This is a genomic window from Pedobacter sp. GR22-6 (assembly GCF_037402555.1).
Taxonomy (GTDB): domain Bacteria; phylum Bacteroidota; class Bacteroidia; order Sphingobacteriales; family Sphingobacteriaceae; genus Pedobacter.
Genome location: NZ_JBBEUC010000006.1, coordinates 255,983 through 268,713 on the forward strand (window position 1 = coordinate 255,983; position 12,731 = coordinate 268,713).

Consider the following 12,731-nt stretch of genomic DNA (forward strand, 5'->3'; position numbering starts at 1 on the left):
ATCTGCAAAAACCCACTTTCTGATTCCGTATCGTATAGCTTTATTGATTGGTCTATTTTGCCAAAAAGGTTGAACAAAATCAGATACGCATGAAAGCACCATCTAAAATCAGCACACATCTACTCATCAGGGCGCAAAGCCATACTGATGACCCTGTAAATTTCGCGATCATCTCGCTCAGCCCGGAATGGAAGGAGCGAACCGCCACTCGCTTCCATTCTATAGCGGAATTTGACACGGATAAAGACCACAACTGGGTGAGCTATTGGGAAAGTCCTATAGGGTACTTCCATCTTCCAGAGCTGCATGTCCTGGAGGAAGGGTTATTATCTGCTGGAGAAGATCATGGGATTGTTGTCCTGGATCCCGGGGATCTGGAGTCTTTTGCAGCGCCATTGAATAAACTGGAAGGACATCAGTTCCTGATCACGAAGCAGGGTATAGGGCATTATGTGGCCTATGCAAATGGGACCGGGGAGAAGTATTGGACTGCGGAGTTTGATGTGAGGAGGTTCTTGTAGCAAGAGATGGTTCGCCAAGCGCTCAATAACGGAAGCGTGTAAATAATTAAAACTTACTGAAATGAAAAAAACGATGAAAATGGTCGTAATGGCCGCGCTTTGCCTAAATTTTTGCTACGGTCAAGCGCAGAAAGATTGCCCTACGGAGAAGAAAAAAGGGGCTAAGAGTATAAAAGAAGCGCATACTTCTGCGAATACGCAGGTATTTAAGTATGCTTTTACGGGCTATAAGTCGGGTTACAAGACCGGCTATCGCATCAGCAATGATGAGTTTCTGAAAGGCAAATCGATTACCGTGCGAAACTATAAACTGAAGGATTTGTATGCCCTGGCGCTGAGGTTGGAACCGCCCCATGATTCTTCGGAACGGGAGGCTGTGCAGGATAGGATCATACTGGATCTGCGCCAGCCAGAGAAACTGGAAAAGCTCTATTGCTATAAACTGGCAGTGCCGTATCAGCAACAGGATAATTTCTGGGTGATCATGCAGCGCTCACTCAGTGAGGAATTTCCAGAGTATACGGCTGTAATGGAGCGTAGGGGTAAGGAGTATTTTATGGTGATCAGGGATAAGGAATACTGACGAGAGAACCACAATTTATAAAGATATGAATAAGCCATTTCACCCCTTCCATGATGTCCACAAATATTTCAGCTTGCCTGCCAAGGAAGATAGCATCTACATCGCACCGCCTCAAAAGATAAAATTGAATTAGCCGATCAGAGTTTTCTTTTCCCTTCCTTTGCCTTAGCCGCTCTGCTGATATATGTAAGATGAATATTAATACATCAATCCTCTAATGACGAAACTGATCACCATGCCATTGGCCAGTAAAACGGGGTGCTGATGCTCTACCGATCGTCTATCTTATTACTAATTGACTGAGATATAATTCGAGAGCTCGTGTAGCCGAGATACCTTTATTATCAATGAATAATATCTTATTGTATTCATCAGTCAACATAGTCGTTGGATAGGAAGTTATCTTGAGCTTTTCAATTGTTTGGGCTGCATCAACATATGTGGGTAAATCAAATTTGTTTTTTAACATAAACTTTTTGACTTGATCACTACTTTCATATGTGAGACCAATGAAATTTACGTTTAATTTACTGTATTTTTTGATCAATCGATTCATGGCAGGGATCTCATCCAAACAAGGTTGGCAAGCCGTGAACCAGAAGTGAAGGACCTTGATGCCTTTAATGCTCGCTATTGAGATGGAATCGCCAGAAACAGTTTTCAGAACAATTGGCGGTAGCTTGGAATTGATTAAATTTTGTAAATCATTATCACGTTTCACAGCAGCAAGAGAATCTTCTTTGATTTGAGACAAGGTGTACTTTGTCAACGTAAAAGAGACGGAATCGGAACCATGATCTTTTCTCCTAACAAACATGCTTTCATGGTTCTTCTTCATAATCAGATTGAATGTCTCCATCGTAATCTTTTTATTATCGGTGTCATAAAAGCCAATTCTTTTCGCAGTTTCAATCACCTGGGATTGTGCTACTGTCGTACTGAATAATAGGAGGGAGAGGGCTAGGCGTTTCATAGTAATTTTTGTATCCTAAATGTAGCTAAGAAAAGTGAATAAACATACGTTTATTACAGAGGTTACAAAGAACAAAGTCTGATTCTGATTTCTTGATTAATTTTTTTGGTTCCAGAATGTGCATTGTTTTTTTGAACTGTACTACATTAATCATCCAAAATATTGTATCGTTCACCAAAATTATTAATATTATTACAGAATATTAATTAAGGAGAAATACTTGGTTGTTTTAGTTGTTGTTGATATATTTGTTTCGCCTTGTTAGTTAGGTTGAACGAATGAAAAGATACCAGGATATATTAGAAGATATACCAGTTGACACCAACCTTGCCGAATCCGTTGTCGTGTATTCGGTTGGAGAGAGAAATCCTTTTATTGACCCCTTAGTAGATTGGGCTTTTAAGCGGATTTTTGCAAGTGAGGCGAATAAAGAGGTGGCTAGGGCTTTCCTAAACGAAGTCCTGAAAGGTAAAAGAGAAATTGTCTCTATTGCTTATGGTAAGAATGAGTATCCAGGAGAGATAAAGGATAAGAGAGGGGCTGTGTTGGACTTTGTTTGTGTCGATGAAAATGGGATTTCTTTTCTGGTGGAATTGCAGAGGACACAGCAGACGCACTTTAAGGATCGTTCCCTATTCTATGCCAGCAGATTGATCAGTGACCAGGCACCAAAAGGAAAGAAATGGAACTACGAGCTAAAGCCCGTCTATGTAATTTCCCTGCTTGAAGAATTCTGTCTACCTGGTACTGATAAAGGGCTATATCTGCACGACGTTGCCTTGTTTGATACTCGGAAGGCGACGGTTTTTTATGATAAGCTTCATTTCGTTTATATTGAACTGAAAAAATTTGACAAATCTGAATCTGAGCTCAAAACAGGTTTGGATAAATGGATTTATAGTTTAAAAAACGCATCTACGATGACTAAAGAACCGGCATTTGCTGAAGAAATGAGGGTGTTTTTTGAATCGGCGAGATGCGCCAAATTTACAAAGGAGGAATTAGAAATGTACAGAACAGCACAACAAGAAGAATGGGACAATCAGAATGTCCTTGATTTTGCAATGGAAAAAGGGAAGGAACAGGGCCTTGAAGCAGGTCTTGAACAAGGTCTTAAACAAGGTGCTTTAAGTAAAGCACTTGAAATAGCTAAAAACTTAAGAGATAGAGGTTTGAGCATAGCTGAGGTTACTGAAGTTACTAGGCTGTCTAAAGAACAAATTCAGGCGTTGTGATGCGATGTGGGGGAATATGCTTTACCTATTATTGGCTCTTAATTTTTTAATGTAAGCATCTAAAAAGTGATCAATCCCCATGGCAGCGTATCCGAGTAATCTTGAGTTTTCTCCAAGTTCGGAAGATACGATTGTTGTTTTTTCCCGGATTTGGGTCATGCAATACACGTTGATGGCTTGTTGCATCGGCAGGGTGATGTATTGCTTTGCCTCGGCAATTTTGCCGCTTAGAATGATCAATTCAGGGTTGAAGAGCTGGATGAGAATGGATATTCCTTTTCCCATATGGGCGCCTACATTTGATAATAACTGTATTGCATATTGATCCCCTTTATTAGCCGCTTGAATAATGACGGCTGGCTCAATCCTTTCTAGTTCTTCCTTGGTAAGTTTATTTAACATCGAGTTTTTGCCTGCTAAAATCCCTTCTTTTGCCATTTCTGACAGGGCATTGCCAGAAGCGACCGTTTCTAAACAGCCATGTTTACCACAATAACATAAGCTCCCGTTTTCAACAAAGGGAATATGACCCAATTCTCCCGAAAAGCCACAGGTGCCCTCTCTTAGTTTGCCGTCCATGATAATGCCAAGACCAACCCCCCAGTCCATCAGCAATACCAGTACATTTTTCTTGTCCCTGGCCATGCCATGTGTAAATTCTGCTATTGATGAGCCATTTACATCGTTTTGGATCACTACAGGCATATCCAGCATTTTTTCGAGGGCCGCAGTTAAGGAAATGTTTTCGCCGTCACTCAAGAAATAACTATAACTCTCTCCTTTTTTGGTATCAATTAAACCTGGCATACCCACACTGCAACCAATCAATTGCTGTTGTTGAATACCCGCTGAGGTTAAAAAATCCTGAAGGTTTGCCTGTAAAATATTAAAAAAATCGACCCTGTTTTTAGAAATGGAGACCTGAATGGTCTTTACATCCGTTACAAAATCGTAGTCATTATCTATAATGGCTATCCTGGTATAAAATAACTGAATGTCGATGCAGAGAATCAGCATTTTTTTCCCCATTAACCGATAGAGATCAGGCTTTCGTCCCCCAATGGATAGGCCATAACCATTCTTTTCTACCCAGGCCTTGTCAATTAATCCGTTAAGCAGCTTTAAGACGCTTGGCGTGCTGAGTTCCATGACTTCACAAATTGCAGAAACTGAAGAAGCGCCCAAATTAAAGAGGTGCTTGATGACCTTATATTCTTGAATAAGTTGCTTTTCGTTACCGGCCTCTATTAGCTTACTAAATGGATTAAGGTGCATTTCATTAATTATATTGTTATATAAATATATTAAACTTTTATAAATATTTTATTAAAGTAATTTTTTTTGACAAAAAATTCAATTATGTTTTGCCTTTGTCGCGGTTTCTTGTTAATATTAATTGTATTTTAAAACTTAACCGAATCTAAAACCAGTATGTTTCCGGCAACTTAATGTGCTTTGAAACCAACCAATAACTAAATGAAAGCTCAAGAAGAACAACACACCAGACGCGACTTTATTAAGAAATCTGCAATTGCTGCTGCAGCATTTACCATTGTCCCAAGATTTGTATTGGGCGGACAAGGCTACCTGGCACCAAGTGATAAATTGACCAAAGCTGTCATAGGCGTTGGAGGTATGGGGAGAGGCCATTTCGGCTATGAAGGTACTCAGGTTGTTGCCATTTGCGACGTAGACAAGAACCACCTTAAACAAGCAGCAGCTATGCTAGACAAAGGGGTAAAAACATTTAGTGATTATAGAGAGCTGATACAATTGCCCGAAGTAGATATTGTGCACATTGCTACACCGCCGCACTGGCATGGTATCATGGCTGTTGATGCCGCGAATGCCGGGAAAGATATTTGGTGTGAAAAACCGATGACTCATACAATTGGTGAAGGGAAAAGGGTAGTAGAAGCGGTAAAACAACATGGCAGGATGTTCAGGTTAAATACCTGGTTTAGATTTAAGGATACTTTTTACGGAATGGGCACCACGGTAAAACCAATTAAAAAATTGGTAGACAGCGGTCTGTTGGGTTGGCCATTAAAAGTAACCGTAAGTAAACATACTGGCTACGATTGGAAATTTTTCTGGGTAGGGGAAGATCATCTGGAGCCTCAGCCAGTACCGGCAGAGTTAGATTATGAGGCTTGGTTGGGCCCTGCGCCATATAAACCATACAATGCACATCGTGTTCACCAAACGTTTAGAGGGTATTGGGATTATGATGGCGGAGGTTTAAGTGACATGGGGCAACATTACATAGATCCGATACAGTATTTTTTAGGTAAGGATGATACCAATCCTATTTCTGTAGAAATTGATGCAGCACAACAGCACAGCGATGCTGTAGGGACTTGGCGCAGAATAACTTATACTTATGCGGATGGTTGTCAGATTATTTTGGATGGCGAAGGTAAAGATACCAATGTTCCTTATATAGAAGGCCCAAAAGGGAAACTGTACCCGGGCTTTAAATCTGATATTCCTGATCTGGAACGTAAACTGGCGCAATTTCCAGAACCGGATCCGGAGATTGTGGAGTTTTCAGAATCAGTGAGGACAAGGAAAAAGTTTGCCTTAAATGAAGAAAATGGCCACCGTTCATGTAATATTATCAATATTGGTTTGGCTGCACTTAGGTTGGGAAGATCTTTAAAATTCGACCCTGTAAAGCAAGTGTTCGTAGATGATGAAGCGGCCAACAAGTTAATCAATCCAGTAATGCGTGCACCATATTCTATTTAAAACGTTCCAAATACAAATCTTCATGAATAAAAAAATACTATTAGCGTTGTTGATCATGGTAATGCTTTCTAATGCATTATTTACGCTGAAAACCTTAGCTCAGGATAGAAAAGACGAAAGAACTACAACCACTCGTATTGCCGATTTATTGGCACAATTGCCAGCCAGAAATGCTCAACAATTGGAGCGTAACATGAAAGAAGTGGCTGATTTAGGCGAAGAAGGATATGTAAGCCTGATCACTGGTTTAACAGCTTCCGAAAAAGGAAACAATGCACTAATTGAGTATGCAGTAGGAGGCTTCACCGCCTATGCGACCAAAAATGGCAACCAGGATTTCAGGAAGATGGCCATTAAGTCCTACTGCACAGCATTAACTAAATTAGCTCATCAAGAAAGTAAGGCATTCATCATCAGTCAGTTTGATTTAGTGGGCGATGATACTGCGATACCTTGTTTGGCAAATTACCTTGCCGATGAACAATTAGCAGATGAGGCATCAAGGGCATTAGCTAAAATTGGTTCTGCTTCTGCTACACAGGCATTGATTGATGGCTTAAGTAAGGCAAATGGAAAAGCTAAAATTGCCATTGTAGAAGCGCTGGGACATAGCAATTCTAAAACTGCAGCATTAGCAATTGCCCCTTTTGCTAATGGGCCAGATAAAGAATTGACGAAGGTAAGTTTGTCTGCTTTAGCCAATATCGGCGATGCATCTGCTAAAGAAATCTTGTTAAAAGCCGCAGAACAGGCCGGTTATAAATATGACCAAAGCAATGCAATTGCCGCTTTATTGGTATATGCGCAAAAAACCGTAGCTCAAGATAAAACTGGAGTAGAAACCATTGCTAAAACAATTTTAGAAAAAGCAGTGGCTGATGACCAGGTAAACCAGCGCATTGCTGCTTTAAAGCTACTCTCTGAAACACAAAGCAATCAGCAAGTGCTATTGGATGCCATAGCCGATAAACAATTTGAGTTTAGAGCGGCAGCGGTTAAGTTTGCTGCAGATGGTATCAATGAGGGCAATAGTGCAGCATGGGCAAATCTGCTAAAAAAGGTGGATGCTCCAACCCAGGTTGCAATTTTGGACATGCTGGGCAATAGCAAAGCAAAATCTGCATTGCCTGCGGTAATGAAATTAGTGAAAAGTGATGATCAAGAAGTAAAAATTGCCGCTATTAATGCCGCTGTAAAACTCGGACAGGAGGAGGTTTTAGCTGAGCTATTGAAATTGATGAGCAAAGGCAGTGCAGCTGATATTGCAGCGATTGCTAATGGTATCTTAAGGATAAAAGGCGAAAATGTGTCTACCCAAGTTGGAGATTATATCTTAAAGGCTAAGCCTGAAGTACAAGTTGCCTTTATCAATATCTTAGCTGCGCGTGCAGCATCAAATCAAACCGCTGCTATTTATGCGCAATTAGCCAATAAGGATGCAGCGGTAAGAAAAGCAGCTTTTCTATCCCTGAAGCATATCGCAGTAGCGGAAAATCGGGCACAGTTATTTGAACTCTTAAATAAAACGGCAGATGGTGGCGAACTTACAGCTGTACAAGATGCCCTTATTGCTTCATTGAAAGGAACGGCAGATAATGAGCCGCAAATTGATGCTGTTCTTCAGCAGATGAACAGCGCTGCGGCAGAAAAGAAATCTCTATTTTACAAAGTTTTGGCGGCTTTAGGTGGTCTGAAATCGTTAGAAGCTGTAGCAGATGCTTATGCAAGCGGAGATGATGCGACTAAGAAGACTGCCATTGAAGCGCTTTCTTCCTGGTCTGATGCAGGCTCAGTCGAAGTGTTAATGGGTATTGCCCGCTCCACTACCAATTCAGATCTTTTGGACCAGGCGATTGAAGGCTTTCTGAGCCTGGTAAGAAGTGCAAAATATCCTGCTGATCAGCGTTTATTGTTATTGCGCAATGCGATGGCCATTGCTAAAACTTCAAAACAGCAACAACAAATCCTTAAAGATACAGAGCAAGCCAAGTGTTTTAATGCAATTGTATTTGCTGGTCAGTATTTAGACAATGTAAACTTACAACAGGCAGCTGCAAATGCAGTAATGAACATTACCCTGGCCGGGACTTACGATGGCAATATTGTAAAGGGCCTTTTGAATAAAACAATTGCTGTAATTACCGGGGGCGATGCAAGCTATCAGAAAGAGGCTATGCGTAAATATATTTCGGAAATGAAAGCGGGTGAAGGTTTTGTGCAAGTGTTTAATGGCAAAGACCTAAAGGGTTGGAAGGGCTTAGTAGCTGATCCAATCAAGAGATCGAAAATGGACGAAAAAACCCTGGCAGCTGCACAGGCAAAAGCAGATACCGAGGCGCAACAAAGCTGGAAAGTGATCAATGGCGAACTTCAGTTTCAAGGTCATGGGAATAACCTGGCTACCGTTAAAAAATATGGCGATTTTGAAATGTTGGTAGATTGGAAAATCATCGACGATAAAAAAGGAGAGGGTGATGCCGGGATCTATCTACGTGGAACGCCACAAGTACAAATCTGGGATCTTTCCCGTACCAAGGTAGGCGCTCAAGTAGGATCAGGCGGTTTGTATAACAACCAGATCAATGAAAGCAAGCCGCTTAAGGTAGCCGATAATAAACTAGATGAGTGGAACACATTCAGGATACTAATGAAAGGTGACCGTGTAACCGTGTATTTGAATGGGCAACTGGTTACTGACAATGTAATTTTAGAAAACTATTGGGACAGAGGCCTGCCAATTTTTGCAGAAGAGCAAATTGAATTGCAAGCACATGGATCGCCAGTGGCTTATCGTGATATCTATATTAAAGAAATCCCTCGTCCAAAACCATTTGAGCTCAGTGCAGAAGAGAAAAAAGAGGGTTATAAGATATTGTTTGATGGAACCAATATGCATCATTGGACAGGTAACACTACCGATTACGTGATTGAGGATGGAAACATTGCCATTAGGCCAAAACCAGGTAAAGGATCTGGTGGTAACTTATTTACCAAAGAGGAATTTAGCGATTTTATTTACCGTTTCGAATTTCAGTTAACGCCTGGTGCAAATAATGGTTTGGGAATAAGGGCACCATTGGAAGGAGATGCTGCCTATGTAGGCATGGAGTTGCAGATCCTGGATAATGACGCACCAATCTATAAGGACCTGAAAGCATACCAATACCATGGCTCTGTTTATGGTACAATCCCTGCAAAAAGAGGGTTTTTAAAGCCAGTTGGGGAATGGAACTATGAAGAAGTGATTGTTAAAGGAACAAAGATTAAGGTGATCTTAAATGGAACCGTAATTTTAGATGGAGATATTGAGCCGTTTAGGAAAAACGGCACTCCAGATCACCAGGAACACCCAGGATTATCTCGCGAAAGCGGACATATTGGTTTCCTTGGCCACGGTTCTCCTGTTCAGTTCAGAAACATCAGGATTAAAGATTTAAGCAAAAAAGATACAGAGAGGAAAGCTACAGGTAAAAATAAATAATTTAAATTGGTATGCTAAATTCAAAAAAATGAAGGAAGATAAGGCAAATTTGAGAAGAGACTTTATTAAAACAGCAGCTCTTGCGGCAGCTGGATTTATGATTGTACCCCGCCATGTGTTGGGTGGGCCAGGATTTCTGGCGCCAAGCGATAGGTTACAATTGGCAGGAATAGGTGCGGGCGGCAAGGGAGAAAGCGATATTGCAAGTATCGTTAGAGGTGGTAAGACAGATGTTGCTTTTTTATGTGATGTAGACGATAGAAGAGCTACTAATTCCCTAAAAAAGTTTCCGAAGGCAAAATATTATAAAGATTATCGCGAATTATTAGATAAGGAAGGCAAAAATATTGATGCCGTAACGGTTTCTACGCCAGACCATACCCATGCACAGATTGCCATGGCAGCCATGCAATTGGGTAAACATGTCTATGTACAAAAACCTTTAACACACGATATCTACGAGGCCAGGATGCTCAGCGAAGCCGCAAGCCGTTATAAAGTAGTCACGCAAATGGGCAATCAAGGTGCATCTGGCGATGGTGTGAGAAGGTTACAGGAATGGTATGATGCAGGTAAGATTGGTAAGGTACATACTGTGTATTGTTGGACCGACAGACCAGTATGGCCTCAGGGAATTTCCTGGCCAACAAGAAAAGACGAAATACCAAAAGAACTCGATTGGGATTTGTGGTTAGGCAGTGCTCCATACAAAGATTACATCAGTAAATTGGTGCCCTTTAACTGGAGGGGATGGTGGGATTATGGTACAGGTGCCATTGGCGATATGGGCTGTCACCTGGTAGAACCGCCATTTAGGATTTTAGGTTTAGATACACCTATCAGTGTAGAGTGTAGCGTAGGTAGCGTTTATGTAGATGAGTTTAGACGTGCTTATTCACCAGAAAGCTGTCCGCCATCAAGTCACGTTATTTTAACTTTTGCAAAAACGGAGAAAACCAGGGGAGAGGTTCAATTGCACTGGATGGATGGTGGCATTAAACCGGAACGTCCGGAAGAATTAGGCCCAAATGAAAGATTTGGTGATAATGGTGTGCTCTTTATTGGTACAAAAGGCAAAATGATTTGCGAAACCTATGGTGCAAATCCAAAGCTACTGCCCTTGTCCCGCAACGAATCAGACAAAACTAAAATCACTATTCCACGTGTGCTGAACCAGGAAGAAGGACATTATACCCAATTTGCTGAAGCTGCCATTGCAGGGTATGGTAAGATCGCACTGAGTTCTCCATTTGAGACTGCCGGACCATTGACAGAAACGCTGTTGATTGCCAATTTAGCGATCAGAGGGATAGATGTACAGCGCAAGGATGCAAATGGTAAAATCAGTTACCCAGGTAGAGATATTAAAATGCTCTGGGATAAGGTAAACATGAGGGTTACCAATTTTGATGAAGTAAATCAATTTGTGAAACGCGAATATCGCAAAGGCTGGACTTTAGGCGTCTAAATATTATATGTTGACAGAAAATAAGAATTTAAGGGTATTGGTAGTAGGATGCGGCAATATGGGAGCTTCCCATGCCACAGCTTATCACACCTTACCAGGTTTTGAGATATGTGGATTGGTTTCCACTGGAAAAAGCAAGGAAGTTCTCAATAAAAAGTTGGGTGGGCAATATGAGCTGTACAGCGATTTTTACGAAGCACTTTCCATCACCAAACCGGATGCCGTTTGCATTTCCACTTATCCGGATACGCATGAGGCTTACGCCATAAAAGCTTTCGAAAGCGGCTGCCATGTGTTTATAGAAAAACCATTGGCGGATAGTGTAGAAGGTGCCATAAAAGTAGCAGAAGCAGCTAAAAAAGCCAATAAAAAATTATTGGTCGGCTACATTCTTCGGTACCATCCCTCCTGGGAAAAATTTACCGAATTGGCACAGCAAATGGGAAAACCTTTGGTTATGCGCATGAACCTCAATCAGCAAAGCCATGGGCCGAAATGGACAGTACATCGTAATTTGATGAAAAGTTTAAGTCCAATTGTAGATTGTGCGGTACATTATATAGATATCATGTGTCAAATGACACGGTCAAAGCCCTTAAAAGTGAGTGCCATTGGCGCAAAGCTTACTGAGGAAATCCCAGAATGGAATTACAATTACGGACAGTTACAAATCCGTTTTGAAGATGGTTCGATCGGTTGGTATGAAGCTGGTTGGGGCCCTATGGTAAGTGATAATGCCTTTTTCATTAAAGATGTTTTTGGTCCAAAGGGTTCGGTATCCATCATGGCAAAAAAAGCCGGGGCAGCCGGTAATTCTGATAACATAGATGCGCATACGAAAACGGAATCGATAAAAGTGCACTATGCAGATTTAAATATCGACGATGAGTTTAGTAAAGCAGATGAATGGATAGATCTTACCGATGAGCCCGATCATCAGGAACTTTGTAATCGTGAGCAACGTTATTTCCTAAAAGCGATTACCGAAGATATTGATTTAAGCGATGCTACACTAGATGCTGTAAATAGTCTAAGGATTGCTTTTGCATGTGATGAATCCGTAAAAACTGGCGAAACAGTGACGTTGAGTTAATGTTTATAGGCTTAGCTACTCAAATGAGTTTTTAAATGGGTTAATCTTGGAGCTTAGAGGATGGCAATGTTTTGAATGCGACTTATTTTGCTTATATTAGAATATGACAAATCAACGCTCCACATATAGCCTCCCAAATAAAAAGCTGAAAGCAACTGGTTCATCAACAGTAGAGAAAAGACCCACACTGTACAGTCTATTTTTCCCTTCCATATATTACATCTTTATATTGGTCGTGATCGGCCTTGGTGGTCTATTGTGCCTCGTGAGAATTTATAATCGTCCACAACAGAAATTTGGAATCGATGAAGGATTGAGCAAGGTTCTAACGACACATATTTCTTCTCAACTGATAAAAGATGGGTATGTTTATGATAGCGATACGCTAATGACCGACCCTGAGAAATTCATTTTGCATTATAAGTCAGATAGCAATCATTTGACATTTAATGTACAGATTTATAAGGAGGCTTCCAAAGACATGGTTACGCCAGCTCGTATGTTGTACAAATTGGAAAATGAGTCAGCGGACCTCGGGAATAATGCAGTTTTAAAAAGCCTTCAAAATAAATTGAATGGGCCAAATATAAATTAAAGCAGCAGAATCTGGCTAAGAAGGCTTAGAA

Annotated in this window: 10 protein-coding genes; 8 read left to right on the forward strand and 2 right to left on the reverse strand. The window is 40.9% G+C overall.

The genetic code is table 11. The features are described 5' to 3' along the window. Nucleotides 1–89: 89 nt before the first annotated feature. On the forward strand, nt 90–521 hold the full coding sequence (locus WAE59_RS23625; protein WP_337858467.1) for a hypothetical protein: 432 nt from the start codon (nt 90–92) through the stop codon (nt 519–521). Between the two features lie 61 nt (nt 522–582). Further along, nucleotides 583–1,104, forward strand: coding sequence for a hypothetical protein (locus tag WAE59_RS23630; RefSeq protein WP_337858468.1), 522 nt, complete (start codon nt 583–585; stop codon nt 1,102–1,104). A 280-nt stretch (nt 1,105–1,384) separates the two neighbouring features. Here WAE59_RS23630 and WAE59_RS23635 read toward each other — a convergent pair whose 3' ends face one another. Continuing rightward, nucleotides 1,385–2,077 carry a peroxiredoxin family protein gene (locus WAE59_RS23635; protein ID WP_337858469.1) on the reverse strand — a complete coding sequence of 231 codons (693 nt, stop codon included), beginning with the start codon at nt 2,075–2,077 and terminating at the stop codon, nt 1,385–1,387. 278 nt (nt 2,078–2,355) lie between these two features. Between WAE59_RS23635 and WAE59_RS23640 the strand changes: the two genes are divergently transcribed. Further along, nucleotides 2,356–3,312, forward strand: a complete 957-nt coding sequence (locus WAE59_RS23640; RefSeq protein ID WP_337858470.1) for an Rpn family recombination-promoting nuclease/putative transposase — start codon at nt 2,356–2,358, stop codon at nt 3,310–3,312. A 21-nt stretch (nt 3,313–3,333) separates the two neighbouring features. Here WAE59_RS23640 and WAE59_RS23645 read toward each other — a convergent pair whose 3' ends face one another. Then, complete coding sequence (locus WAE59_RS23645) at nt 3,334–4,587, reverse strand: ROK family protein (RefSeq protein ID WP_337858471.1); 1,254 nt, start codon at nt 4,585–4,587, stop codon at nt 3,334–3,336. Between the two features lie 201 nt (nt 4,588–4,788). Between WAE59_RS23645 and WAE59_RS23650 the strand changes: the two genes are divergently transcribed. The 5 genes from WAE59_RS23650 (at nt 4,789) to WAE59_RS23670 (ending at nt 12,700) form a co-directional block, all read left to right on the forward strand. Next, entirely contained in the window at nt 4,789–6,063 is a 1,275-nt protein-coding gene (locus tag WAE59_RS23650; protein ID WP_337858472.1) for a Gfo/Idh/MocA family oxidoreductase, read from the forward strand. 22 nt (nt 6,064–6,085) lie between these two features. Beyond that, nucleotides 6,086–9,544 carry a DUF1080 domain-containing protein gene (locus tag WAE59_RS23655; protein ID WP_337858473.1) on the forward strand — a complete coding sequence of 1,153 codons (3,459 nt, stop codon included), beginning with the start codon at nt 6,086–6,088 and terminating at the stop codon, nt 9,542–9,544. Between the two features lie 28 nt (nt 9,545–9,572). After that, entirely contained in the window at nt 9,573–11,012 is a 1,440-nt protein-coding gene (locus WAE59_RS23660) for a Gfo/Idh/MocA family protein (RefSeq protein WP_337858474.1), read from the forward strand. Nucleotides 11,013–11,019: 7 nt separating this feature from the next. Beyond that, the gene (locus WAE59_RS23665; protein WP_337858475.1) at nt 11,020–12,105 is read left to right on the forward strand and encodes a Gfo/Idh/MocA family oxidoreductase; all 1,086 of its coding nucleotides are present in this window, start codon (nt 11,020–11,022) and stop codon (nt 12,103–12,105) included. A 103-nt stretch (nt 12,106–12,208) separates the two neighbouring features. Continuing rightward, nucleotides 12,209–12,700 (forward strand): hypothetical protein, encoded by a 492-nt coding sequence (locus tag WAE59_RS23670; RefSeq protein WP_337858476.1) that lies wholly within the window; start codon nt 12,209–12,211, stop codon nt 12,698–12,700. Nucleotides 12,701–12,731: the final 31 nt, after the last annotated feature.

What these genes read in the sequence shown, in the direction of transcription:
- WAE59_RS23645 (WP_337858471.1), bottom strand. Translation starts at nt 4,587, where the DNA reads ATGCACCTTAATCCATTTAGTAAGCTAATAGAGGCCGGTAACGAAAAG.
- WAE59_RS23640 (WP_337858470.1), top strand. Translation starts at nt 2,356, where the DNA reads ATGAAAAGATACCAGGATATATTAGAAGATATACCAGTTGACACCAAC.
- WAE59_RS23655 (WP_337858473.1), top strand. Translation starts at nt 6,086, where the DNA reads ATGAATAAAAAAATACTATTAGCGTTGTTGATCATGGTAATGCTTTCT.
- WAE59_RS23660 (WP_337858474.1), top strand. Translation starts at nt 9,573, where the DNA reads ATGAAGGAAGATAAGGCAAATTTGAGAAGAGACTTTATTAAAACAGCA.
- WAE59_RS23650 (WP_337858472.1), top strand. Translation starts at nt 4,789, where the DNA reads ATGAAAGCTCAAGAAGAACAACACACCAGACGCGACTTTATTAAGAAA.
- WAE59_RS23635 (WP_337858469.1), bottom strand. Translation starts at nt 2,077, where the DNA reads ATGAAACGCCTAGCCCTCTCCCTCCTATTATTCAGTACGACAGTAGCA.
- WAE59_RS23665 (WP_337858475.1), top strand. Translation starts at nt 11,020, where the DNA reads ATGTTGACAGAAAATAAGAATTTAAGGGTATTGGTAGTAGGATGCGGC.
- WAE59_RS23630 (WP_337858468.1), top strand. Translation starts at nt 583, where the DNA reads ATGAAAAAAACGATGAAAATGGTCGTAATGGCCGCGCTTTGCCTAAAT.
- WAE59_RS23625 (WP_337858467.1), top strand. Translation starts at nt 90, where the DNA reads ATGAAAGCACCATCTAAAATCAGCACACATCTACTCATCAGGGCGCAA.
- WAE59_RS23670 (WP_337858476.1), top strand. Translation starts at nt 12,209, where the DNA reads ATGACAAATCAACGCTCCACATATAGCCTCCCAAATAAAAAGCTGAAA.